Origin of the sequence: Geothrix oryzisoli, assembly GCF_022808865.1 — a bacterium.
Lineage (GTDB): Bacteria > Acidobacteriota > Holophagae > Holophagales > Holophagaceae > Geothrix > Geothrix oryzisoli.
Genome location: NZ_JAKZLB010000003.1, coordinates 630,118 through 651,679 on the forward strand (window position 1 = coordinate 630,118; position 21,562 = coordinate 651,679).

22 protein-coding genes are annotated in these 21,562 nt (G+C 69.2%); 10 read left to right on the forward strand and 12 right to left on the reverse strand.

What is annotated here, in order from left to right; all coding sequences use genetic code 11:
* Positions 1–8 precede the first annotated feature (8 nt).
* The 4 genes from gpmI to pyrR are packed head-to-tail and all read right to left on the reverse strand — an operon-like array spanning position 9 to position 3,536.
* Positions 9–1,532 (reverse strand): 2,3-bisphosphoglycerate-independent phosphoglycerate mutase, encoded by a 1,524-nt coding sequence (gene gpmI, locus MLE43_RS11000; protein ID WP_243303927.1) that lies wholly within the window; start codon positions 1,530–1,532, stop codon positions 9–11.
* Positions 1,533–1,540: 8 nt separating this feature from the next.
* Entirely contained in the window at positions 1,541–2,035 is a 495-nt protein-coding gene (locus MLE43_RS11005; protein ID WP_243303930.1) for an ORF6N domain-containing protein, read from the reverse strand.
* Positions 2,035–2,994 carry an aspartate carbamoyltransferase catalytic subunit gene (locus MLE43_RS11010; RefSeq protein ID WP_243303932.1) on the reverse strand — a complete coding sequence of 320 codons (960 nt, stop codon included), beginning with the start codon at positions 2,992–2,994 and terminating at the stop codon, positions 2,035–2,037. The genes MLE43_RS11005 and MLE43_RS11010 overlap by 1 nt, the downstream gene beginning before the upstream one ends.
* Positions 2,994–3,536 carry a bifunctional pyr operon transcriptional regulator/uracil phosphoribosyltransferase PyrR gene (gene pyrR / locus MLE43_RS11015; protein ID WP_243303934.1) on the reverse strand — a complete coding sequence of 181 codons (543 nt, stop codon included), beginning with the start codon at positions 3,534–3,536 and terminating at the stop codon, positions 2,994–2,996. Before pyrR ends, MLE43_RS11010 begins: the two co-directional genes overlap by 1 nt.
* Positions 3,537–3,742: 206 nt before the next feature.
* Here pyrR and MLE43_RS11020 point away from each other — a divergent pair, with 206 nt between their 5' ends.
* Positions 3,743–4,099: a response regulator gene (locus MLE43_RS11020; RefSeq protein WP_243303936.1), complete on the forward strand. Its 357-nt coding sequence runs from the start codon at positions 3,743–3,745 to the stop codon at positions 4,097–4,099.
* A 108-nt stretch (positions 4,100–4,207) separates the two neighbouring features.
* Positions 4,208–5,509 carry an asparagine--tRNA ligase gene (asnS, locus tag MLE43_RS11025; protein ID WP_243303938.1) on the forward strand — a complete coding sequence of 434 codons (1,302 nt, stop codon included), beginning with the start codon at positions 4,208–4,210 and terminating at the stop codon, positions 5,507–5,509.
* A 113-nt stretch (positions 5,510–5,622) separates the two neighbouring features.
* Here asnS and MLE43_RS11030 read toward each other — a convergent pair whose 3' ends face one another.
* The gene (locus MLE43_RS11030) at positions 5,623–5,892 is read right to left on the reverse strand and encodes a DUF493 family protein (RefSeq protein WP_243303939.1); all 270 of its coding nucleotides are present in this window, start codon (positions 5,890–5,892) and stop codon (positions 5,623–5,625) included.
* A 46-nt stretch (positions 5,893–5,938) separates the two neighbouring features.
* Between MLE43_RS11030 and MLE43_RS11035 the strand changes: the two genes are divergently transcribed.
* Complete coding sequence (locus tag MLE43_RS11035) at positions 5,939–7,375, forward strand: pyridoxal phosphate-dependent decarboxylase family protein (protein WP_243303941.1); 1,437 nt, start codon at positions 5,939–5,941, stop codon at positions 7,373–7,375.
* A 44-nt stretch (positions 7,376–7,419) separates the two neighbouring features.
* Here the strand turns inward: MLE43_RS11035 and MLE43_RS11040 are convergent, their stop codons facing one another.
* Both MLE43_RS11040 and MLE43_RS11045 read right to left on the reverse strand, forming a co-directional pair.
* Positions 7,420–7,695, reverse strand: a complete 276-nt coding sequence (locus tag MLE43_RS11040; RefSeq protein ID WP_243286548.1) for an HU family DNA-binding protein — start codon at positions 7,693–7,695, stop codon at positions 7,420–7,422.
* Positions 7,696–7,753: 58 nt separating this feature from the next.
* Positions 7,754–8,989, reverse strand: a complete 1,236-nt coding sequence (locus MLE43_RS11045) for a type IV pilus twitching motility protein PilT (RefSeq protein WP_243303945.1) — start codon at positions 8,987–8,989, stop codon at positions 7,754–7,756.
* A 143-nt stretch (positions 8,990–9,132) separates the two neighbouring features.
* Here MLE43_RS11045 and typA point away from each other — a divergent pair, with 143 nt between their 5' ends.
* From typA to MLE43_RS11070, 5 genes are all read left to right on the forward strand, one after another.
* The gene (gene typA / locus MLE43_RS11050) at positions 9,133–10,959 is read left to right on the forward strand and encodes a translational GTPase TypA (protein WP_243303947.1); all 1,827 of its coding nucleotides are present in this window, start codon (positions 9,133–9,135) and stop codon (positions 10,957–10,959) included.
* A gap of 12 nt (positions 10,960–10,971) precedes the next feature.
* Positions 10,972–11,667, forward strand: a complete 696-nt coding sequence (locus MLE43_RS11055; protein WP_243303949.1) for a YdcF family protein — start codon at positions 10,972–10,974, stop codon at positions 11,665–11,667.
* Positions 11,668–11,779: 112 nt separating this feature from the next.
* Positions 11,780–12,610, forward strand: a complete 831-nt coding sequence (locus tag MLE43_RS11060) for a hypothetical protein (RefSeq protein WP_243303951.1) — start codon at positions 11,780–11,782, stop codon at positions 12,608–12,610.
* A 64-nt stretch (positions 12,611–12,674) separates the two neighbouring features.
* Positions 12,675–13,523 carry a 16S rRNA (cytidine(1402)-2'-O)-methyltransferase gene (gene rsmI, locus MLE43_RS11065; protein WP_243303953.1) on the forward strand — a complete coding sequence of 283 codons (849 nt, stop codon included), beginning with the start codon at positions 12,675–12,677 and terminating at the stop codon, positions 13,521–13,523.
* Positions 13,524–13,529: 6 nt separating this feature from the next.
* A complete protein-coding gene (locus MLE43_RS11070) occupies positions 13,530–14,690 on the forward strand; it encodes an MFS transporter (protein WP_243303955.1) in 1,161 nt (386 codons plus the stop codon).
* On the opposite strand, the gene MLE43_RS11075 is transcribed toward MLE43_RS11070, so the two are convergent.
* The 4 genes from MLE43_RS11075 to MLE43_RS11090 all read right to left on the reverse strand — a co-directional run bounded on the left by MLE43_RS11075 (position 14,678) and on the right by MLE43_RS11090 (position 18,271).
* Positions 14,678–15,556, reverse strand: coding sequence for a DMT family transporter (locus tag MLE43_RS11075; protein ID WP_243303957.1), 879 nt, complete (start codon positions 15,554–15,556; stop codon positions 14,678–14,680). The two genes, MLE43_RS11070 and MLE43_RS11075, sit on opposite strands and share 13 nt — an antisense overlap.
* 83 nt (positions 15,557–15,639) lie before the next feature.
* Positions 15,640–16,431, reverse strand: a complete 792-nt coding sequence (locus tag MLE43_RS11080) for a cupin domain-containing protein (protein ID WP_243303959.1) — start codon at positions 16,429–16,431, stop codon at positions 15,640–15,642.
* Complete coding sequence (locus MLE43_RS11085) at positions 16,428–17,051, reverse strand: RNA polymerase sigma factor (protein WP_243303961.1); 624 nt, start codon at positions 17,049–17,051, stop codon at positions 16,428–16,430. The genes MLE43_RS11080 and MLE43_RS11085 overlap by 4 nt, the downstream gene beginning before the upstream one ends.
* Entirely contained in the window at positions 17,048–18,271 is a 1,224-nt protein-coding gene (locus MLE43_RS11090; RefSeq protein WP_243303963.1) for a sensor histidine kinase, read from the reverse strand. Before MLE43_RS11090 ends, MLE43_RS11085 begins: the two co-directional genes overlap by 4 nt.
* 46 nt (positions 18,272–18,317) lie before the next feature.
* Here MLE43_RS11090 and MLE43_RS11095 point away from each other — a divergent pair, with 46 nt between their 5' ends.
* On the forward strand, positions 18,318–19,778 hold the full coding sequence (locus tag MLE43_RS11095; RefSeq protein ID WP_243303966.1) for a sensor histidine kinase: 1,461 nt from the start codon (positions 18,318–18,320) through the stop codon (positions 19,776–19,778).
* Positions 19,779–19,796: 18 nt separating this feature from the next.
* Here MLE43_RS11095 and MLE43_RS11100 read toward each other — a convergent pair whose 3' ends face one another.
* A complete protein-coding gene (locus MLE43_RS11100; RefSeq protein ID WP_243303968.1) occupies positions 19,797–20,180 on the reverse strand; it encodes a four helix bundle protein in 384 nt (127 codons plus the stop codon).
* A 132-nt stretch (positions 20,181–20,312) separates the two neighbouring features.
* Between MLE43_RS11100 and MLE43_RS11105 the strand changes: the two genes are divergently transcribed.
* Positions 20,313–21,527, forward strand: a complete 1,215-nt coding sequence (locus MLE43_RS11105) for a DegT/DnrJ/EryC1/StrS family aminotransferase (RefSeq protein ID WP_243303969.1) — start codon at positions 20,313–20,315, stop codon at positions 21,525–21,527.
* The last annotated feature ends 35 nt before the right edge of the window (positions 21,528–21,562 follow it).

The following is a 21,562-nucleotide window of genomic DNA, read 5'->3' on the forward strand; positions in this document are numbered from 1 at the left end:
GGGGTCGCCTAGAAGAGGCTCTTCCCGTCCATGACCTCGGGCTGAGGCAGGCCGAACAGTTTCAGGAGGGTGGGCGCCACATCGTTGAGCGCGCCGCCGCTGCGGAGCTGCCGGGCTTCGAAGCCTCGGGCGACGAGGACCGCGGGGACCGGGTTCAGGGTATGGGAGGTGTGGGGATTGCCGCCCTCGTCCCGCATGCACTCGCAGTTGCCGTGATCGGCGGTGATGAAGAGGGCGCCGCCCGCCGCCAGGGTGGCGTCCACGATGCGGCCCACGGCCGCGTCCACGGCCTCGCAGGCGGTGACGGCGGCCTTCAGGTCGCCCGTGTGGCCGATCATGTCGGGGTTCGCCAGGTTGCAGACCAGCAGGCGGTACTGGCCGGAGCGGATGGCGGCCTCCAGTCCCTGGCTCACGTCGGCCAGGCTCATCTCGGGCTGCAGGTCGTAGGTGGCCACCTTGGGGGAGGGCACCAGGCGGCGCTCCTCGCCCTCGAAGGGTGCTTCCCGGCCGCCATTGAAGAAATAGGTGACGTGGGCGTACTTCTCCGTCTCGGCAGTGCGGAGCTGCTTCCACCCCTGCCCACTGATGAGTTCGCCCAGGATGTGCTCCAGGCTCTGGGGCGGGTAGGCCACAGACACATAGGGGTCCAGGTCGATGTCGTAGGCCGTGAAGGTGACCAGCTCCACCTTGGGGCGATGGTCCGGGGCGAAGCCCTTGAAGTCCGGGTGCACCAGGGCGTGGCACATCTGGCGGGCCCGGTCGGCGCGGAAGTTGAACCACAGCACCCCGTCGCCGTTGGCGATGGGGTGGAAGGCCTCCAGCCTCGTGGGGGCCACGAACTCATCCGTTTCCCCCCGGGCGTAGGCCGCGGCGATGGCGGCCAGGGCGTCCGGCGCGGCCTGGGGGGCGTTGCCGTCCACATAGAGCTTCCAGGCCTGTTCCGTGCGCTCCCAGCGCTTGTCGCGGTCCATGGCCGTGTAGCGTCCGCACACGGAGCCGATGGTCACCAGGGGGGTGTTCCGCAGCTGGAAGGTCAGCCACTGGAGGTAGCCGTCGGCGCTCTTCTGGCCCGTGTCGCGGCCATCGGTGATGGCGTGGATGGTGGTGGGCACGCCCTCGGCCTGGGCCCACTGGGCCAGGGCGACGAGGTGGCTCTGGTGGCTGTGGACGCCGCCATCGCTCACCAGGCCCATCAGGTGCAGGCGCCTGCCGGAGGCCTTCAGCTTGGCCAGCAGGGCGCCCATGGCGGCATTCTCGCGGAAGGTGCCCCGCCGGATGGCGGCGTCGATGCGGGTGAGCTCCTGCCAGACCACCCGGCCCGCGCCCAGGTTCATGTGGCCCACTTCCGAGTTGCCGAACTGGCCGTCCGGCAGCCCCACGGCTTCGCCGCTGGTCTGCAGCTGGGTGGTGGCGTAGGTCTTCCGGAGGGCATTGAAGCGCGGCATGGCCGCCACGAAGGTGGCATCGAAGGCATTCCGCGGCCCATCGCCGAAACCGTCGAGGATGAGGAGCGTGATGGGGCCAGGGATCATGGAGGGGGTCATCCCTTCTTCGCGTCCCGCTGGCCGGACTTCAGGCCATGCGGGAGGTTCTGGTCCGTGATGAAGCCGATGGGGCGCTGTTTGGGAACACCTTCGACCTCCTCGCCCTGGAGGAGCTTCAGGACCACTTCCAGCTTCTGCTCCAGGGCGGTCACCCGCAGGGACAGTTCCGCCTGGGCCGTGAGGACGTGCCGGGCTTCGGCGAAGGCGGGCAGGAGGGTCAGCAGAGCCGGCTCATGGCCGGGGACGAGGCCCGTCAGCAGGGCGGCCCCGGCCTCTGTGAAGGCGAGCACGGGGGCGTCCGGGATGTGCTGGCGCTCCTCGGCCGTCAGGTGGAAGACGAGGGTTTCGGGGAACCGGTCGGGCTGGGCCGCCACCAGGGTGGTGAGCGCCTTGACCTCGAGCCCCAGCTGGTCGGCCAGGGCCTTGTCCGGCAGGGCCGCCGCGTCGCGGACCCAGAGCAGGCGGGAGAGGATTTCGACGGGGGCTGCCATCAGGGCACCTGCTCGCCATGCGGATGGGACAGCAGATAGAGCACGGCCATGCGGACGGGCACGCCGTTGGTCACCTGGTCGAGGATCAGGTTGTTGGGGCCGTCGGCCACGTCGCTGGTGATCTCCAGGCCGCGGTTGATGGGGCCGGGGTGCAGCACGACCACGTCACGCTTGGCCTGCTTCATGCGGGCGGGGTTCAGCTGGAAGAAGCGGCTGTACTCGCCCTGGCCGGGGATGTAGGCGCCGGTGCCACGCTCGAACTGGGCGCGCAGCATCATGATGGCGTCCTGCTCGGGGATCACGGCGTCGAAGTCGTGGCTGATGTCGATGGAGGGCCAGGTGGCCTTCATCTCCTGGGGCACCAGGGTGGGCGGTCCCACCAGGGTGACCTTGGCGCCCATGCGGGTGAGCAGCCAGAGGTTGGACCGCACCACGCGGCTGTTGCGGATGTCGCCCACGATGGCCACCCGCAGGCCCTCCAGGCTGCCGAAGTGCTTGCGCAGGGTGTAGGCGTCCAGCAGGGCCTGGGTGGGGTGCTCATGAGCGCCGTCGCCCGCATTCACGATGCTGGCCTTCATGTGGCGGGAGAGGAGGGCGTGGGCGCCGGGTGCGCTGTGGCGCATGACGATGAGGTCGGGGTGCATGGCCTCCAGGTTCATGGCCGTGTCGATGAGCGTCTCGCCCTTGTTCAGGCTGCTGGTGTCGGCGTCGAAGTTGATGATCTCGGCCGAGAGGCGCTTCTCGGCGATCTCGAAGCTGTTGCGGGTGCGGGTGCTGTTCTCGAAGAACAGGTTCACCACCAGCTTCTTGCGCAGGGCCGGCACGATCTTGATGCTGGGGCGCTCGCAGACCTCCTCGAAGGCCCGGGCCTGGTCCAGAATCGCCGTGATGTCCTGCGGGCTGAGGGGCTCGATGCCCAGCAGGTGCTTGTGGGGGAAGACGTAGCGTTCGGACGTCATCAGCAGGCCTCCACGGTCACGCCGTCTTCACCATCGATTTCCTTCAGCCGCACCGCCACTCGGTGGCCCGGGGGCACCTCCACCCGCAGACCTGCGAGGTCCGCCTGGATGGGCAGCTCCCGGCCGCTGCGGTCCGCCAGCACCAGGAGCATCACCCGGCGGGGGCGGCCATGGTCCAGCAGGGCGTCCAGGGCCGCGCGGACGGTGCGGCCCGTGTAGAGCACGTCATCCACCAGCACGACGGTCCGCTCCTTCAGCGTGAAGGGGATCTCCGTGGGCCGGACGATGGGGCTGCCCACCATCTCGGTGAGGTCGTCGCGGTAGAGGGTGATGTCCAGGGAGCCCACGGGCACCGCGGCCCCGGTGCTCGCGCGGAGGAGGGTGGCCAGCCGCTCGGCCAGGGGCAGGCCCCGGGAGCGGATGCCCAGGAGCACCACTTCCTCCTCCGGTTGCAGGCGGGCCACCAGGTCCGCAGCCAGGCGCCGGAGGGTGGCTTCCAACTGGCCGGGGTCCATGGGGCAGGGGCCTTGGGCTTCGGGCATGGAACCTCCGGGGGGCGCCCCCGCGGAGCGCGCACACGGGTTCAAGTCTAGCCGAGGCCGGTCCTGGGCCGGGGCCTTCCCCGCGCCGATTTGAGGCCGTTCCCAACCCGCCGCGGCGCGGTGACAATGCCGGAGGGTTCCCCATCGCCAGCCCGGGGCGGGGCTGTCCGACCCGAGCCCATGACCTGCCCCTTCCAGGAGACCCCGTGAAGATCCTCGTGGTGGACGATTCCCCGACGATGCGGCGCATCATCATCGGCAACCTCGTCCGCATGGGCCACGCCGAGGTCGTGGAGGGCGAGAATGGCCGGGCTGGCCTGGAACAGGTCACCCGGGGTGGCGTCGACCTGATCATCACGGACTGGGACATGCCCGAGATGGATGGGCTCGACTTCGTCAAGGCGGTGCGGGCCGGGGGGGGCGCCATGCCCATCCTCATGGTGACCACCCGCGCGGCCACGGAGGACATCCTCCAGGCGCTCCAGGCCGGCGCGAACACCTACGTGGTGAAACCGTTCACCCAGGAGTCCCTCAAGGCTAAGATCGACTCCCTCATCGGGTAGGATCGGCCCGCGGGCCAGCGCAAAAGCGGCCAGGGCCTGTCCAGGCGCCCCGGCCCTGGAGCCGGCCCGCCGCTCCGGGCACAATAGAGGTTTGGCCCTGGAGTCCCCGTGAGCAGCCAGCCCTTCACCGAAGTCCGATTCCTCGCCGGCCAGGTCGGCGAGACCGTCCGGCTGCGGGGCTGGGTCCGCAATGCCCGCACCAGCAAGACGCGCTTCATCGAGCTGCGCGACGGCTCCGGCTTCGTCCAGTGCGTGGTGGGGGCCGCCGAGGCCGACCCCGCCAGCTACGAGCTGGCCGGGAAGCTCACCCAGGAAGCTGCCATCACGGTGACGGGCGTGGTGCAGCAGCACCCCAAGACCGGCCAGCCCGAGCTGCTGGTGAAGTCGCTGGAGCTCGTCGGCGGCAGCGCGGACTTCCCCATCACGCCCAAGGAGCACGGCACCGAGTTCCTGATGGAGAACCGCCACCTCTGGCTGCGCAGCAAGCGCCAGTGGGCCATCCTGCGCATCCGCCACACCCTGGTGAAGGCCATCCGCGACTTCTTCGACGGCGACGGCTTCACCCTGCTGGATGCGCCCATCCTCACGCCCAGCGCCTGCGAGGGCACCAGCACCCTGTTCGGCACCGAGTACTTCCACGAGGGCATGGCCTTCCTCAGCCAGTCGGGCCAGCTCTACCAGGAGCCGGGCATCGCGGCCTTCGGCAAGGTCTACTGCTTCGGCCCCACCTTCCGGGCCGAGAAGAGCAAGACCCGGCGGCACCTCACGGAGTTCTGGATGGTGGAGCCCGAAGTGGCCTTCGCCCACCTGGACGACGTGATGGCCCTGGGTGAGCGCATGACCAAGTTCCTGATCCAGCGCGTGCTGGAGGGCCGCCAGGAGGAGCTGAAGATCCTCGAGCGCGACCTCGCGCCCCTGGAGACGGCCCTCGCCACCACCTTCGACCGCATGACCTACACCGAGGCCGTGGACAAGCTCAAGACCCTGGGCAGCGACATCCAGTGGGGCGAGGACTTCGGCAACGACGACGAGACCATCCTCATGAACGCCACGGACCGGCCCCTCTGGGTGCACCGCTTCCCCAAGGCGTTCAAGGCCTTCTACATGGAACCCGATCCCCAGGATCCCCGCCTGGCCCTGGGCGCCGACCTGCTGGCCCCCGAAGGCTACGGCGAGGTCATCGGCGGCGGCGAGCGCGCCTCCAGCCTCCAGTACCTCCTGGACCAGATCGAGCACGAAGGCCTGACCCGCGCCGACTACGAGTGGTATCTGGACGTGCGCAAGTACGGCAGCGTCCCCCACGCCGGCTTCGGCATGGGCCTGGAGCGCGCCGTGGCCTGGATCTGCAAGCTGCCGCACGTGCGGGAGACCATCCCGTACCCGCGGATGATGGGGACGCTGAGGCCGTAGAAAAGACCTCCACGAAGGACACGAAGAAAGAATCTAAGGGCACCAAGATCGTCTCTTGGTGCCCTTGCTTTTTCCCTTCGTGTCCTTCGTGGAGATCCTTTTCCGGAGGGGAGCTACAGCTGCATCACCACGCCAGGGAGCTTCTGGATCGCCTCCCGCAGGGGCGTCTCGGCTTGGCCGTGAGGCAGGGTGACCCAGAAGGTGTAGCTGATGAAGGAGCCCTTGCAGTTGGTGGTGTGCTGCTCGTCGCCCTCGGCCTGGGGGCCCAGGTGGGCGAGGATCAGCTCCATGACCATGTCGGGGCGCAGTTCCTCCTGGCGCCCGATGATCTTCATGGGGATGCGGGTGGGGTAGGTGATCTCGGGGCGGCGGCAGGCTTCCATGGCTTCCATCTTACCGTTTGCTAGGCTGGAGGGTCGGAGGACCGCCGTGCTGGATCGTCTGAAGGACCTGGAAACGCAGTCCCGGAGGCTGGATCCCGGCGCGGAGGCGCGGGCGGCCCTGTGGGAGGCCTCCCGGGCCTACGGCGAGGCCTTCCTCGGCGCCTTGCCGGAGGCTCCTGCCTTCGTGCAGAAGGAGCGGCCCGGCGCGGGCCTGGCGGACTTCCCCATCCCCGAGGCGGGGCGGCCCTTCCCCAGCATCCTCGACACCCTGGCCGAACAGGTGGATGGCGTGGGGGCCAACGGGGCCTCGGGCCGCCACCTGGCCTTCATTCCGCCCTCGTCGCTCTTCGCGGGCGCCCTGGGCGACCTGCTGGCGGCGCTCACCAACCGCTACGCGGCCTACTTCTTCGCCGGGCCTGGGGCCGTGCGGATGGAGAACCAGGTGATCGCCTGGCTGGCCAAGGAGATGGGCCTGCCCGAGGGCAGCTCGGGCAACCTGGCGGCGGGGGGCAGCATGGCCCACCTGGTGGGCCTCTGCACGGCCCGGGAGGCCGCGGGGCTCAAGGCGGCGGACTACCCGAAGGCCTGCGTGTACCTGTCGGACCAGGCCCACCACTGCCTCGTGAAGGCCCTCCGCGTGGCGGGCATGGGCGAGGCGCCCGTCCGGGAGATTCCCACGGACGGGGACTTCCGCCTGCGGCCCGAGGCGCTGGAGACCGCCATCCAGGCGGACCTGCGCGCCGGGCTCCGCCCCTGGCTCCTGGTGCCCACGGCCGGCACCACCAACACCGGGGCGGTGGATCCCCTGGAGGCCTGCGCGGACCTCGCCGAGCGGCATGGCCTGTGGCTGCACACGGACGGGGCCTACGGGGCCGCCTTCGCCCTGACAGACCTGGGGAAGGCCGCCCTTCGGGGCCTGGATCGCAGCGACAGCCTGGTGCTGGACCCCCACAAGGGGCTCTTCGCACCCCTGGGGCTGGGGGCCCTGCTCACGCGCCACCTGGACCCCCTGCGGAAGGCCCACGCCTTCCAGGCCGACTACCTGCCCTCGCCGCCGGAGGACCTGGAGGAGCTGAGCCCCTCGGAGACCACCCTGGAGTTCAGCAAGCACGCCCGGGCCCTGCGTCTGTGGCTGCCCCTGCAGCTCCACGGGGTGGCGGCCTTCCGGGCCGCGCTGGAGGAGAAGCTCCTTCTGGCCCGGTACGCCTACCAACGGCTCCAGGCGATGCCCGGCGTGGACCCCGGCCCCGCGCCCCAGCTGAGCGTCCTGGCCTTCCGATTCCAGCCCCGGGCCGGCGACGCGGACGCCTTCAACCGGGCCCTGCTCCAGCGCCTCACGGCGGCAGGCCGGGTCTTCCTCAGCGGCACGAAGCTGAATGGCGTCTTCCATCTGCGCCTGGCCATCCTCGCCGCCCGCACCCACAAGGACCAGGTGGACGAAGCCCTGGACCTGCTCCAATCGGAAGCGGCCAGGTTGGCCTGATCAAAGCCTCTTCCGCCGCGCCACGCGCCGGCGTGGCGCGCGGGCTACCCGACCTCGATCTCCCGCAGGTCCTTCCCGGGCTTGAAGCGGATGCTCTTGCCCTTGGGGATCTGGACGCTGGCGCCGGTCTTGATGTTCCGGCCCATGCCGCGCTTGCGGGGGCGGGGCTCGAAGACGCCGAAACCGCGGATCTCGATGCGGTGGCCGTTCAGGAGGGCATCCTTGAGGCGCTCCGTGAGGAGGTCCACCACCTGGAGGGCGGTGGCGCGGGAGCAGGGGTGGACTTTCATCAACGAATTGGCGATGTCGATCTTGATCATCTGCGACCTCGGGCCATGGGAGTGGGAGAGCCAGGATAAGGGATAAGGGGAAGAGTAGCTAGCGGGCCAGCGTGATTTTTACGTCCGTGGACTGGGGCATGGCCATGGGCATGCCCGGCGCGGGCGGGTGGACCTGGGGGGGCTGCCCCCCGCCTTCCCGGCCGGTGCCCTGGGCGATGGACATGCTGCGCTCCATGTTGGCCTTGGCCAGATCGGAGGACGCCATGACGCCTTCGAGGCGCAGCTTGAACTCGCCCACGTTGGTGGCGCGGAGCAGGGCCTCCTCCTCGGTGATGAGGCCCTGCTTGAGCAGGAAGTAGAGGCTCTGGTCGAAGGTCTGCATGCCGTATTGGGCCGTGCCCTGGGCGATGACGTCCTTCAGCATCTTGGTCTTGTCCTTGTCCTCGATGCAGGTCCGCACCGTCTCCGTGGCCACCAGGACCTCCACGGCCGGCACCCGGCCCTGGCCATCGGCCCGGGGCACCAGGCGCTGGGAGATGATGCCCTTGAGCACCGCCGCCATCTGGAGGCGGATCTGCTTCTGGTGGTGGGGCGGGAACATGGAGATGACGCGGTTGATGGTCTCGGTGGCATCCAGGGTGTGCAGGGTGCTGAAGACCAGGTGGCCGGTCTCGGCGGCATGGAGGGCCGTCTCGATGGTTTCCAGGTCGCGCATCTCGCCCACGAGGATCACGTCGGGATCCTGGCGGAGGGCGGCCCGGAGGGCCGTGGCGAAGGTCTTGCAGTCCGCCTCCACTTCGCGCTGGTTGATGATGCTGAGGTTGTCCCGGTGCAGGTACTCGATGGGATCCTCGATGGTGAGGATGTGTTCGGACCGGGTGGCATTGATGAGGTCGATCATCGCGGCGAGGGTGGTGGACTTGCCCGAGCCGGTGGTGCCTGTCACCAGCACGAGGCCCCGCTGCTCCTGGCAGATGTTCTTCAGCACCTTGGGGAGCATCAGGTCGTCGATGGTGTAGATCTTCCGCGGGATCACGCGCAGCACCAGGCCCACGGTGCCTCGCTGGTTGAAGATGTTGCAGCGGAACCGGCCCAGGCTGGGCACGGAATAGGCGATATCGAGATCCAGGTTCTCCTTGAACTTCGCCTTCTGCTTGTCGCTGGCCATGATGGCGTAGGCCATGGCGATGGTGTCCTCCTGCACCAGGCGCTTGAACTGCGGCATGGGCGTGAGCTTCCCCTTGATGCGGGCGATGGGGTGGTTGCCGACCTTGAGGTGGAGGTCGCTGGCGCCCTGCTCGCAGACAACGGTGAGCAGTTCGTTGATATGCATGGGGTTCCCCCGGTGAGAGTGGGCTTATCTTAGACCCCTGGCGCGACAATGGAAGGGGTTGCAATCAATGCTCGGAAATCGGCTCCGCATCTGGTAAAATCGCAGGTTCTGCCTGGCTTGTGCCCGGGCTGCCCGGGAGCAAGATGACCCCCCTCGAAAAGATCCGCAACATCGCCATCATCGCCCATGTCGATCACGGCAAGACCACCCTCGTAGACGCCCTGTTCAAGGGCGCCCACATGTTCCGGGACAACCAGCGCGTCCAGGAACGGGCCATGGACAGCAACGACCAGGAGCGCGAGCGCGGCATCACCATCCTGGCCAAGACGACCTCCCTGCACTGGGGCGGCTACCGCTTCAACATCGTGGACACCCCCGGCCACGCGGACTTCGGCGGGGAAGTGGAACGCGTGCTCTCCATGGTGGATTCCGTGCTGCTGGTGGTGGATGCCTTCGACGGCCCCATGCCCCAGACCAAGTTCGTCACCCGCAAGGCCCTGGCCCTGGGGCTGCGGCCCATCGTGGTCATCAACAAGGTGGACCGCCCCGGCGCCCGCCCCGTCTGGTCCCAGGACCAGGTCTTCGACCTGCTCATCGAGCTGGGCGCCACCGAGGAGCAGCTGGACTTCCCCTGTGTCTTCGCCAGCGCCAAGATGGGCTACGCCATGCTGGACATGAACAATCCCAGCGACAGCCTGGATCCGCTTTTCGACACCATCGTGAAGCACTGCCCCCACCCCAAGGGCAGCCCCGATGCGCCGCTGCAGATGCTCATCACCCTCATGGAGTGGAGCGACTTCGTGGGGCAGATCGGCATCGGCCGCATCGTCAACGGCCGCATCAAGGTGGGCGAGGTCGTGGCCCTGGTGAAGCGCGACGGCAGCATCCAGCAGCACAAGGTGACCCAGCTCTACGGCTTCGAGGGCCTCTCCCGCATCCAGCAGACGGAAGCCAGCGCAGGCGAGATCGTGGCCATCGCGGGCATCGAGGACATCCGCGTGGGCGAGACCATCGCCGATGCCGCCGCCCCGGCCGCGCTGGAGTACGTGGACATCGACGAGCCCACCATCACCATGATGTTCATGGTGAATGCCGGGCCCTTCGCCGGCCAGGACGGCAAGTTCATCCAGAGCCGCCGCATCCGCGAGCGCCTCCAGAAGGAACTGCAGCACAACGTGGCTCTGCGCGTGGAGGACACGGACAGTCCTGATTCCTTCAAGGTGAGCGGCCGCGGCGAGCTGCACCTCTCCGTGCTCATCGAGACCATGCGCCGCGAAGGCTTCGAGCTCTGCGTGAGCCGCCCCGAGGTGATCCTCCACACCGATCCCGTGACCGGCGAGAAGCTCGAACCCTACGAGGACGTGACCATCGACATCCCCGAGGCCTACATGGGCGTGACCATGGAACACATGGGCAACCGCAAGGCCGAGATGCAGGACATGGGCAACGAGGGCGGCCGCCTGCGCCTGCACTTCAAGATCCCCAGCCGCGGCCTCATCGGCTTCCGCAACGAGTTCATGACCGATACCCGTGGCGAGGGCCTCATCCACAGCCTCTTCAGCCACTATGGCCCCCACAAGGGTGAGCTGGTCAGCCGCAAGAACGGCGTGCTCATCAGCATGGACCAGTGCGAGGCCGTGGGCTTCGCCCTCATGAACCTGGAGGAGCGCGGCGTCATCTTCATCCAGCCCGGAACCAAGTGCTATGAGGGCATGATCGTGGGCGAGCACGCCCGCGAGAACGACCTGGTGGTGAACGTGGCCAAGGCCAAGAAGCTGTCGAACATGCGCTCCAGCGGCAGCGACGAGGCCACCCGCATCACGCCTCCCCGGGAGCACACCCTGGAGCAGGCCCTGGAATACATCGAGAGCGACGAGCTGGTGGAAGTCACGCCCAACTTCATCCGGATGCGCAAGCGGGTGCTGGACACCAACGAGCGCAAGAAATCGGAAAAGCGGACCGAAGCCTAGCCGCCCCCCTTCATGTCCCAGCCCTTCCACGCCCCGCCCCGCGCCCGCTTCCACCAGAAGCTGGGACCGGGCGGGGCGGCTTCGCTGGGGCTGGCTCTGGCCACGGCGCTGGGCCTCCTGTTGCTGCCCGTGGGCTTCCGCCTCCGGCGGGTGGTGGCAGAGACCGGCGGCGATCCCCTGGAGCCCGCCGACGCCATCCTGGTGCTGGGGCGGCGCCTGGAGGAGGACGCGCCCACAGCCATCTACGAGGCCCGCCTGGCCCACGCCGAGAATCTCTGGCGGCAGGGGCTTGCGCCCCGCATCCTTGTCGCCGGGGGCACCACGGGGCGGGCCACCCGCAGCGAAGCGGAGGCCGGCCGCGACTGGCTGACGGCCCGGGGCGTCCCGCGGGAGGCCGTCCTGCTGGAGGACCGCAGCCAGCACACTCTGGAGAACCTCTTCAACGTGCGGATCCACCTGCGCGCCGAGGGCTGGCGGACACTGCTCCTGGTCTCCGATCCCCTGCATCTGGCCCGCGCCCGCGCCACGGCCCGGGGCCTGGGCCTGGAGGTGCGGTGCAGCCCCGCACCGGGCTGTCACGCGGCGTCCGGCCGCCTGGCCTGGTGGCGGCGGGCCCTCGCTGAGGCCTTCTTCCTGCACTGGTACCACACCGGCATGCTCTACAGCCGGCTGATCCGTTCCCCGCGCCAGCTGGAGCGCGTGACATGAATCTCGTCGGCCAGCACGAACAGTATGTAGCTACAGGCATCGATCGTTTAAAAAAAGATAATTAAAGGGTCGGATCGGCGTAGCCTCATGGGCCTCACTCAAGGAGGAGCTCATGGATACCCGAATCCTGCTTTGCCTCTCCCTCGGGGCCACCCTGGTGGCTGGCGAACCGCCGGCCCTGACCTGGCCCAAGGTCCTGCGCATCGGCGTGGAGGACGTGAAACCCGGCAAGGAGGCCGCCCACCAGAAGAACGAGTTCGCCTGGTCCAAGGCGTTTGCCCAGGCGAAGAGCCCCTACCACTACCTGGGCATGGTGCCGGTGGCCGGCTTGAACCAGGCCACCTGGGTGTGGTTCTACGACTCCCTGGCGGGCCTGGAAGCGCATCAGACCTACATGGACCAGCATCCCGCCCTCAAGGCCCAGGTGGAGGCGCTGGCCATCAAGGATGCCGAGTTCATCACGAACTACAGCAGCGTGGCCTACATGCTGCGCGGCGACCTCAGCCGGGACATCGGGACCATGGTGCCCCGCTTCTATTGGACCTCCACGATCCAGGTGAAGCCGGGCCACGACGCCGAATTCGCGGCTGGCGCGAAGAAATACGCGGAACTCTACGAGAAGGCGGGCCTGAAACCCCGTTGGGCTGTGTACCAGGCCCTGGCCGGGACTGCCAACCCCACCTTCCTCTGGGTGGTGCCGCTGCACAGCCTGGCGGATGCGGACGCCACCATGGCCGACGACGAGAAGATGGCCAAAGCCGCGGGGCCCGAGGAACTCAAGGGCCTCTCCAAGTTCGTGGCCGACTGCTTCCTGCGGGAGGACGCCCAGCTGCTGGCGGTGGATCCCAAGATGAGCTATCCGCCCGCCGGCGACATGGCCGCGGACCCTGAATTCTGGAAGGTCTGGACGGCCAAGCCTGCCGCCAAGGCCCCCGCCAAATAGCCACCGGCCGAGCGCGGGCGCCGCGGTTGGCGGCGCCCGCCGTTCCTCCTGCCAGAATGGGGTCATGGCTGGCCACTTGATCCTCGTCCCCACCCCCATCGGCAACCTGGGCGACCTCACGGATCGCGCCAAGGAGGCCCTGGCGGAAGCCGACCTGGTGGCCTGCGAGGACACGCGCCGCACGGGCGGGCTGCTGAAGCACCTGGGGATCGACAAGCCCCTGCTGCGCTTCGACGATCACGCCGGCGCTGCGGCCTACGAGCGCATCGGCCTGGAGCTGGCCTCGGGCCGCACGGTGGCTTACTGCAGCGACGCGGGGATGCCCGGCATCAACGACCCCGGTTTCGAGATCGCCCGGGCCGCCCGGGCCGCCGGGGCGAAGGTGACGGTGCTGCCGGGCGCGTCCGCCGTGCTGCTGGCGGTGGTGGCCTCGGGGCTGCCCAGCCACGCCTTCAGCTTCTGGGGCTACCTGCCCAACCGCAGCGAGCCGCGGCGCACCCTGCTGAAGAAGCTGGGCGCCGAGGAGGAGACCGTCGTGGTCTTCGAGACGCCCCACCGCATCCACGAGACTCTGGCGGACCTGGAGGCGCTGCTGCCGAACCGGGAGATCGCCCTGGGGCGGGAGCTGACCAAGCTGCACGAGACCTGGTACCGCGGCACGCCCGCCCAGGTGAAAGAGCAGCTGGGCCGGGAGGATCGGGGCGAGATGGTGCTGGTGCTGGCCGGAGCCGGCGCCAAGCGCCTCGTCACCGAGCTCGTGGCGGACTTCGACGGCACCCTGCCCGAATGGGCCAAGGCCTACCTGGCCGCCGCCCGGGAAGGCGGCATGACCCTGCGCGAAGCCGTGAAGCCCCTGGCCAAGCACTTGGGCGTGTCCGCCTCCGAGCTCTACCGGATGGCCACCGAGGTCTGATGCCCGATGCCACGCGATCCCCTTTCCCGCCTCCAGTGGCTGGTCTTCGCGCTGGTCAGCGCGGTGTTCACCACGGTCTACATCCCCCAGCCGGTGCTGCCGGTCCTGCGGCAGACCTTCGGGGTCGGCGAGGGGGCGGCCTCCATGACGGTGTCGGCGGTGGTGCTGGGCATCGCCCTGGCGAATCTGCCCTTCGGCGCCCTGGCGGATCGCCTGGCCATCCGGCCCATCCTGCTCACCGGCGGGCTGGTGGTGGCCGCCGCCGGGGTGATGTCGGCCCTGGCGCCGACGCTGCCCCTGCTGGTGGGCGCCCGGTTCGTCCAGGGGCTGTTCGTGCCGGCCCTCACCACCTGCCTGGCCGCCTACCTCGCCAAGGTGATGCCCGCCGAGCGGCTCAACGTGGTGATGGGATCGTATGTCTCCGCCACGGTGGTGGGCGGGCTGTCGGGCCGGCTGCTGGGCGGGTTCGTGCTGCCACCCGCCCACTGGCGCTGGGCCTTCCTGGTGGCCGCGGCCCTGCTGCTGGCTGCCACGCTGGCGGCCTATGCGGGACTTCCGGCGGAGGATCATGAGGCCGCGCGCCAGGCTGAAGGGGTGCGCTTCCGCGACGTGCTGTTCCGGCACGACCTGTTCCGCATCTACTGTGTGAGCGCCGGCGGGTTCTTCGTGTTCTCGTCCGTCTTCAACTACATGCCCTTCTACCTGCACGGAGCGCCCTTCCACTGGTCCACCCGGGCCGTGACCCTGCTGTACCTGTCGTACATCGTGGGCGTGGTGGCCGGACCCCTGGCGGGCCGCCTCAGCAACCGCATCGGCAACGGCACGGCCATGGTGGCGGGTTCCCTGGTGTTCGGGGCCGGCCTCGCGGTCACGCTGGTCCCCCGGGGCTGGGCCATGGCCGTGGCCCTGGCTCTGGTCTGCGCGGGCTTCTTCACCATCCACGCCTCGGCGGCGGGCGCCCTGAACCGCAAGCTCAGCACCGGTCGCGGGCGCGCCAACGCGTTCTACACGCTGTTCTACTACCTGGGCGGCGCCGCGGGCATCACCCTCAGCGGCCACGCCTACCAGGTCGGCGGCTGGCCTGGCGTCGTGGCCCTGGCTGGGGGCGTCCTGCTCGTGCCTCTGACCACCGGTGCGGTGGAGATGCGGGCGGCTCAGCGGGTATGAGGCCGTCGCCAGGTCGAAGGCGGCAGGCTGTACCAGACGATGGTGCCGAGGATCGTGAGCCCGCCCGCCAGGGCCCAGGCGGAGGGACGCTCCCCGATGCCCAGGAACACCCAGATGGGGTTGAGCACGGCCTCGAGCGTCCCGGTCACCACGGCGCCGGTGGCGGAGAGATGCTTCATGCCGGCGTTGAACAGGAGGTAGGCCACGCCGATCTGGAAGACGCCGAGGTAGAGCAGGATGCCGGCCTGGGCCGGTGTGGGCCGGAAGCCCGGCAGGGCCAGCGGCGCGCACAGGAGGGCCACCAGCAGGTTCCCGAGGATGATGGCGCCGATGGGATCGGTCTCCGGCCGGCGGTCCCGCTGCAGCTTGAGGGTGAGGGAGAAGAGGGCCAGGCAGAGCCCCGAGGCGACGCCGAGGAGGTTGCCGGACAGGGTGCCCGCGCCCAGGCGGCCCACGAAGAACAGCGCCATGGCCCCGAGGCAGACGACCACCGCCGTGAGGTCCCGGGCCGCGACCCGGCGGCCGGCCAGCCGCGGCTCCAGGAACACCAGGTAGATGGGCGCGGAGAACTGCAGGAAGATCGCGTTTGCGGCGGTGGTGAGCTTGGTGGCGGCCACGAAGAACACGAGCACCCCCGCGTATGACACGGCGCAGGCCAGCGCGAGCGCATCCGGCCGCGGGAAGGGCCGGCCGCCACGGCGTTTCACCACCAGGGCGATGGTGAGGGCCGCCACCAGGCTCCGGGCGAAGGCGATCTGCAGTGCGCCCAGGGGCAGCACCTTGATGAAGAGCCCGCTGGAGCTCCAGAGCAGGGCCGCGAGCGCCACCAGGGCCGCGCCCCGCATCCTGTCGCCATGTCCGGTCATGACCCCATTGGATCATGGCCGCGACGGATCACTCCTGGGGAAGAGGCCTCGTGGCCCTTCACCTTGCCGGAATGGAAACCCGCTCAGCCCACGGCCCCCAGGACCCGCCGCCAGCCTGTGAAGCGGATGCCGCCTTCGATGCGGAGGAGCGTCCAGCATTCGGCGTCCGGACCCGCAGTGGGTCCGTGCTGCAGCCCGGGGCCGCAGGCCAGCCAGTCGCCGGGGCCCAGGTGCGCAGGGCCGTCCTGGAGCGAGCCGGAGATCACGAGGGACACCTCGAGTCCGCCGTGGCTGTGGACGGGCATGCTCATCCCGCCCGGCATGCGCGCCAAATTCAGGGTGGCGCCGGTGGCGGGATCCCGCAGGAGCTGGGCCACGTGGGCGCCGCCGAGGCCGCGTCGCGTCCAGCGCCAGCGCTCCTCGGGAGGCAGGTGGGGACGGAGGAAGTCCAGGGCGCCCGCCCCTGCGGGGCCGCTGGAGGGGATGGCCTCGCCGGTGGTGCGCTGGTTCCGGCAGGCGCCGCAGTGCCCCAGGTGCACCCGCAGCAGCAGGGCCGTGAGCGGGTCCCCGCCGGGCTCCAGGGCCGCCCAGGCGCCATCCTCGGGATGGTGGACGGGCCCCCGGGGCACGGCGCCTCGGCGCAGGGCCGCCAGGGCGCCGTCCAGGGCGCGTTCGGCGGCGGGCGCGGGGGGGTCGGGCCAGAGCTTCCGCAGCAGGTCCGGTGTGCGCTCGAAGCTGTCCAGGAAAGCGCGGCAGGGTGGGCAGAGACTCAAGTGCAGTTTGAGGCCGAGCCAGCCCAGGGGGCCGAGGGCGCCTTCCTCGTAGTCCGTGAGCAGGCCGACGACTTCGGCGCAGGTGGGCATGAGCAGCGTCATGGGTCCTCCACCGGTCGCGGGGCGAATTCAGGCAGCAGGGCCCGCAGGGCCAGCCGGGCACGGTGCACCCGCTGGCGCACCAGCTCGCGGGTGATGCCCAGGTGGCGGCTGATCTCCTCGGTATCCCAGCCCTCGAGGTCGCGCAGGACGAAGACGGCCCGCTGGTCGTCGGACAGCCGGTCGAGGCCCTGCCGGACCCTGGCCTTCAGCTCATCCTGTTCGACCTTCATCAATGCCTCCGCGTCCTCGCTCCATTCGAGGAGCAGGTCCACGTCCTTGTGATGCCCGTCGTCGCCGAAACGTGGCATCAGATCTTCGATGGCGTCCTCCCGGCGCCGGACCCGCTTCCGCCGGGCCATGAGGGCCTGGTTGACGCAGATGCGGTAGGCCCAGGTGCTGAACTTGCTGGCGCCCTGGAAGCCCGGCAGCTCCCGGAGGATGGTGAGGAGGGCGTCCTGGAGGGCGTCCTGGCTCTCGGCCTCGTTGCCGAGAATGCGGTCGATGACCCGGAAAAGCATGCCCAGGTGGGGGCGGACCAGGGTTTCGAAGGCCTCGGGGTCGCCCGTGGCCGCCGCCTGGACCAGGACGGCCTCGGAGGGACCGGCGGGTGCAGGGCTCATGGGGCCTCCGGGATGGTCCGGCGGGGCAGGCGGATGGTGAAGGCGGAGCCGAAGCCGGGGCCCCGGCTGGACACGCGCACCTCGCCCCCGTGGCGGGTCACGATCTCCTTCACCAGGAACAGGCCCAGCCCGGTTCCGGCCACCTGCCGGGTCATCTCATCGCCCACCCGGAAGAACCGGTGGAAGACCCGGGGCAGGTCCTTGGCGCTGATGCCGTGGCCCTGGTCGCTCACCACGATCAGGGCGTCCTCCCCGTCCCCATCGAGGGTCACGGTGGTCTGCCGCGGCTCGGCCGCGTACTTGTAGGCGTTGGAAAGCAGGTTCTCCACGACCGTGCTCAGGGCCTTGGGATCCGCGTCCACCCACAGGGGATCGGAAGTGCACTCCAGCTTCAGGCCGAGGGCGCCGGGACCCAGGCGGTGGTCCATGCCCTCGCAGACGCCCGCCAGCCAGGGCCCCAGCTCCAGCGGGGCGAGGTGGAGGACCAGGCTGCCCGATTCGGCTCTCGCCACATCCAGCAGATTGCCCACCAGCTCGTTCAGGCGCTCGAGGTCCTTCTCCATGAGGCCGCGGATGCGCTGGCGCTGGTCCGGCCCCAGCTCCCGGGTGAAGAGGGTCTCCGTCCACACCCGCAGGGAGGCGATGGGGGTCTTCAGCTCGTGGGTGACGGCGGAGGTGAAGTTCCGCTGGCGCAGCTTGAGGTCCAGCTCCTCCGAGAGCTTCCGGTAGAGGAGGACGAAGCCGAACAGCACCGCGAACACCATGAAGGCGCCTTCCGTGCTGGCCCGGAAGACCGCGTGCCAGCGCTGATCCTCCAGATCCTTCAGGGGGGCCGGGCGCAGGGTGAGGAAGGCCGCCCCGTCCAGCAGCATCGGGTCGTCCGGCGCCATGGGCCGGGGCACCAGCTCCACCTGGGGATAGGCCTCCTGGATGGCCTGCCGGCGCTCGGCCAGGCTGGGCATGGCCGGAACCCGCCCCTCCACCGAGCCGTCGGGGGAGGACGGATCGGGCTGAGTGTGGAGGATGGTGAGCAGCTTCATGCTGTCCATCTGCCAGGCCTGGGCCCGCCCGGCCCTCAGGGCCTGGGTGCGCGCTTCCAGCAACCGCCCGGAATCGCGGATCTGCAGACGGATCCACCAGCCCACCTGGAGGCACAGGACCACGGACACGGACAGGAAGATGATCCGTTGCAGCGGGAGGGGCTGGGCGCGAGGGGCCATGCCTCCATCTTGGCAGTGTCCCCGCATGGGGCCATCCTGGAGTCCGATGCCCACCTTCGACCCCCCCTCCGGTCCCAAGCCGAGCCCGCCGCCCCTGAAGCCGGGGCCGACGGGGCTGGGTGCGGGTTCCGCGCCCAAGCAGCCGCCCCCGCCGGCCCAGCGCACCCAGGGTGCGGAGCTGCTGGCGGAGCTCATGCAGGCCCAGCGCCAGTTCACCCAGGCCATGCAGGAGATCCGCGACCTGCGCGGCAAGCTGAGCCGCCGGTCCCACCAGATGCAGGTCCTCCAGCACGTGTCCGAGATCCTGGCGGCCACCTCGAAGGGGGGCCAGGTGGTCAGCGTGGTCCTCGACGCGCTGGCCCAGGAATTCCGCTGCCCCCGGGCCGTGGTCTGGACGCTGGAGGACGGGGGCTCCGGCTACGTGCCCAAGGAAGGGGCGGGGCTCACCCGTCCCGAGTGGTCGGCCATGCGGCTCCCCGCCCCGAACCCCTTCCCGGACACGCCCCTGGTGCTGTTCCAGAGCCAGTGGCTGGACCCGCCCTGCGGCGGGACCACCTTCGCCCGGCTCCGGGGCCCCGAAGGCGCCCCCCTCTACTTCGTGCCGTTCGAACACCAGCTGCTCCTCATGGGTTTCGTGGTCTTGGCCATGCCCACCGACCGGCGGGTCGAGGAAGAGGAGCTGGATTCCATCGCCATCCTCCAGCGGCAGACGGCCATCTCCCTCTACAACGCCTGGCTGTTCCGGGACCTGTCGGAGCAGCGGGATGCGCTGCAGCGCCAGACCCTCGAGCTGGAGCGCGTGAACGATGCCCTGCGGGAGGCCGACCAGCTCAAGAGCGAGTTCCTCGCCCTCACCAGCCATGAGCTCCGCACGCCGCTCACGGGCATCCTCGGGTTCACGCGGCTGGTCATGGATGGCCTCTACGACGATGCCGAGGAGATGCGGTCCATGCTCCAGGACAGCTACACCTCGGGTCAGCACCTGCTGGGCCTGCTCAACGACATCCTCGACCTCGCGAAGATCGAATCGGGACGCCTGGAGGTCCATGCCGAGCCCACCTTCATCGGCCAGCTGCTGGAAGAGGTGAAGCCCATCGCCGAGGCCTACCCCCGCAAGGCCGGCGTGGAGCTGCTCTGGCCTGACGCCGGTGGCCTGCCGGAAGTGATGGTCGATCCCAGCCGCCTCAAGCAGGTGCTCCTCAACCTGCTGTCGAATGCGCTGAAGTTCACCAAGGAGGGCAGCGTCAGCGTGGTGCTGGAACGGCACCCCGGCCTCATCGCCCTCATGGTCGTGGATACGGGCATCGGGGTGAGCCCCGAGGGCCAGGCCCGCCTCTTCCAGAAGTTCGCCCAGGCCGAAGGCGGCCATGCCCGGGAATACGGCGGAACCGGCCTCGGCCTGGTGATCTGCAAGCACCTCATGAGCATGATGGGCGGCACCATCAACCTCCAGAGCGAGGGCCTGGGGCACGGGAGCACGCTGAAGATCACGATGCCGATTGCATGAGCTATCAGCTGTCAGCTCTCAGCTGTCAGTGGGCCGCTTGGGGGTTCGGGTGATCTGGGCTTTGCGGGCCAGAGATGAAGCCATTTTCTTGATGACCTGGACTTGATCCAGGAGCGAACCGCCTGTTGCTGGGAGGAGATAGCCGAGGTCCGAGGCGAGCAGGATCTGGTACTCCAACTCGGAGGCTGAGCCCAGGGCCATATGGAGGAATCGCGCGAAGTCAGCATCTGAGCCCCGCCCACATCCCTCGGCGATGTTGGTCGGTATCGAAGCGGCGGAGCGGCGCATCTGGTTGGCCAGACCGAATCGTTCCAAGTCGGGGAACCCGGCGGTCTCTCGATAGACCGCCAGCGTTAACTCGTGCGCATGCCGCCAGACGGCGAGATTCCGAAAATCCTGCATGGTCTGTCCTGGGTAATGCCCCGGATCATACCCAGCCCCACCCTGGTTTATTCTGAAAAGGCCACGGAATCACGCCCCCTGGCCGCCGATAGCAGATAGCCGATAGCCGACAGCCAAACCCCTGGAGCCTCCATGTCCTACGTCCGCCGAACCCACTTCCTCCCCTTCACGCGCCCCATGGTCGGCGAGGAGGAGATCGCGGAGATGATCGACACGATCCACAGCGGGTGGATCACCACGGGCCCGAAGTCGGCGGCCTTCGAGGAGAAGCTCAAGGCCTACAACGGTGTGCCCCACTGCCTGGCCATGAACAGCGCCACCACGGCCCAGGAGATCACCATGCAGGTGCTGAACCTGCAGCCCGGTGACGAGGTCATCACCACCTCGCTCACCTGGGTGAGCACCCTCAGCACGGTGGTGCTGCAAGGCGGCGTGCCCGTGCTGGTGGACATCGACCCGGTGACGCTGAACCTCGACCCCGCGAAGCTCGAAGCCGCCATCACGCCCCGCACCAAGGGCATCATCCCCGTGCACCTCACGGGCCTGCCGTGCCCCATGGAGGCGATCTGGGCCGTGGCCGAGAAGCATGGCCTCTGGGTCATCGAAGACGCGGCCCAGGCCATGGGCGCCCACTACAAGGGCACCAAGATCGGCGGCGACCCGCGCTCGATCATGAGCGTCTACAGCTTCCACCCGAACAAGAACATGACCACCGGCGAGGGCGGCGCCATCGCCTTCTTCAACGACGAGTACGAGAGCCGCATCAAGCGCCTGCGCTTCCACGGCATCGACCGCGACGCATGGAAGCGCTTCGCCAAGGAGGGCAGCCCCCACACGGAGGTCTACGAGCCCGCCCGGAAGGCCAACTTCATGGACCTCCAGGCCGCCATGGGCTTGCATCAGATCGACAAGCTGGACGGCTTCAACGAGCGGCGCGGCGTGCTGTTCCACCGCTACCTGGAGCTGATGAAGGACATGGACGAGGTGATGCTGCCCTGGCCCGGCGATGCCGACCACGGCCACTGCTTCCACCTCTTCGTGCTGCGCATCCACCCCGAGAAGGTCGGCCTGGACCGGGACGCCTTCGTGGCGGCCCTCAAGGAAGAGAACATCGGCACGGGCATCCACTACCGCCCGGCCCACATCCACCCCTGGTACCGAGATTTCTACGCCGCGAACCCGCAGCACCTGCCCAAGGATGGCCTGCCCCACACCGAGTGGAGCGGCGAGCGCCTCATGAGCTTGCCCCTGTGGCCCGGCCTCAGCGAAGCGGACCAGGACCAGACCGTGGGCGCCATCCGGCACGCGATCACCCAGGCCAAGGCCCGGAGCCGCGTCACCCGCTGATCTCCGCCCCCGGAGATTTCGCGGTGCTCCTCGCC

Excerpts from the sequence above, each read along its gene's own strand:
- gpmI (WP_243303927.1), bottom strand. The coding sequence starts at position 1,532 with ATGATCCCTGGCCCCATCACGCTCCTCATCCTCGACGGTTTCGGCGAT.
- MLE43_RS11005 (WP_243303930.1), bottom strand. The coding sequence starts at position 2,035 with ATGGCAGCCCCCGTCGAAATCCTCTCCCGCCTGCTCTGGGTCCGCGAC.
- MLE43_RS11010 (WP_243303932.1), bottom strand. The coding sequence starts at position 2,994 with ATGACGTCCGAACGCTACGTCTTCCCCCACAAGCACCTGCTGGGCATC.
- pyrR (WP_243303934.1), bottom strand. The coding sequence starts at position 3,536 with ATGCCCGAAGCCCAAGGCCCCTGCCCCATGGACCCCGGCCAGTTGGAA.
- MLE43_RS11030 (WP_243303939.1), bottom strand. The coding sequence starts at position 5,892 with ATGGAAGCCTGCCGCCGCCCCGAGATCACCTACCCCACCCGCATCCCC.
- MLE43_RS11040 (WP_243286548.1), bottom strand. The coding sequence starts at position 7,695 with ATGATCAAGATCGACATCGCCAATTCGTTGATGAAAGTCCACCCCTGC.
- MLE43_RS11045 (WP_243303945.1), bottom strand. The coding sequence starts at position 8,989 with ATGCATATCAACGAACTGCTCACCGTTGTCTGCGAGCAGGGCGCCAGC.
- typA (WP_243303947.1), top strand. The coding sequence starts at position 9,133 with ATGACCCCCCTCGAAAAGATCCGCAACATCGCCATCATCGCCCATGTC.
- MLE43_RS11055 (WP_243303949.1), top strand. The coding sequence starts at position 10,972 with ATGTCCCAGCCCTTCCACGCCCCGCCCCGCGCCCGCTTCCACCAGAAG.
- MLE43_RS11060 (WP_243303951.1), top strand. The coding sequence starts at position 11,780 with ATGGATACCCGAATCCTGCTTTGCCTCTCCCTCGGGGCCACCCTGGTG.
- rsmI (WP_243303953.1), top strand. The coding sequence starts at position 12,675 with ATGGCTGGCCACTTGATCCTCGTCCCCACCCCCATCGGCAACCTGGGC.
- MLE43_RS11070 (WP_243303955.1), top strand. The coding sequence starts at position 13,530 with ATGCCACGCGATCCCCTTTCCCGCCTCCAGTGGCTGGTCTTCGCGCTG.
- MLE43_RS11075 (WP_243303957.1), bottom strand. The coding sequence starts at position 15,556 with ATGACCGGACATGGCGACAGGATGCGGGGCGCGGCCCTGGTGGCGCTC.
- MLE43_RS11080 (WP_243303959.1), bottom strand. The coding sequence starts at position 16,431 with ATGACGCTGCTCATGCCCACCTGCGCCGAAGTCGTCGGCCTGCTCACG.
- MLE43_RS11085 (WP_243303961.1), bottom strand. The coding sequence starts at position 17,051 with ATGAGCCCTGCACCCGCCGGTCCCTCCGAGGCCGTCCTGGTCCAGGCG.
- MLE43_RS11090 (WP_243303963.1), bottom strand. The coding sequence starts at position 18,271 with ATGGCCCCTCGCGCCCAGCCCCTCCCGCTGCAACGGATCATCTTCCTG.
- MLE43_RS11095 (WP_243303966.1), top strand. The coding sequence starts at position 18,318 with ATGCCCACCTTCGACCCCCCCTCCGGTCCCAAGCCGAGCCCGCCGCCC.
- MLE43_RS11100 (WP_243303968.1), bottom strand. The coding sequence starts at position 20,180 with ATGCAGGATTTTCGGAATCTCGCCGTCTGGCGGCATGCGCACGAGTTA.
- MLE43_RS11105 (WP_243303969.1), top strand. The coding sequence starts at position 20,313 with ATGTCCTACGTCCGCCGAACCCACTTCCTCCCCTTCACGCGCCCCATG.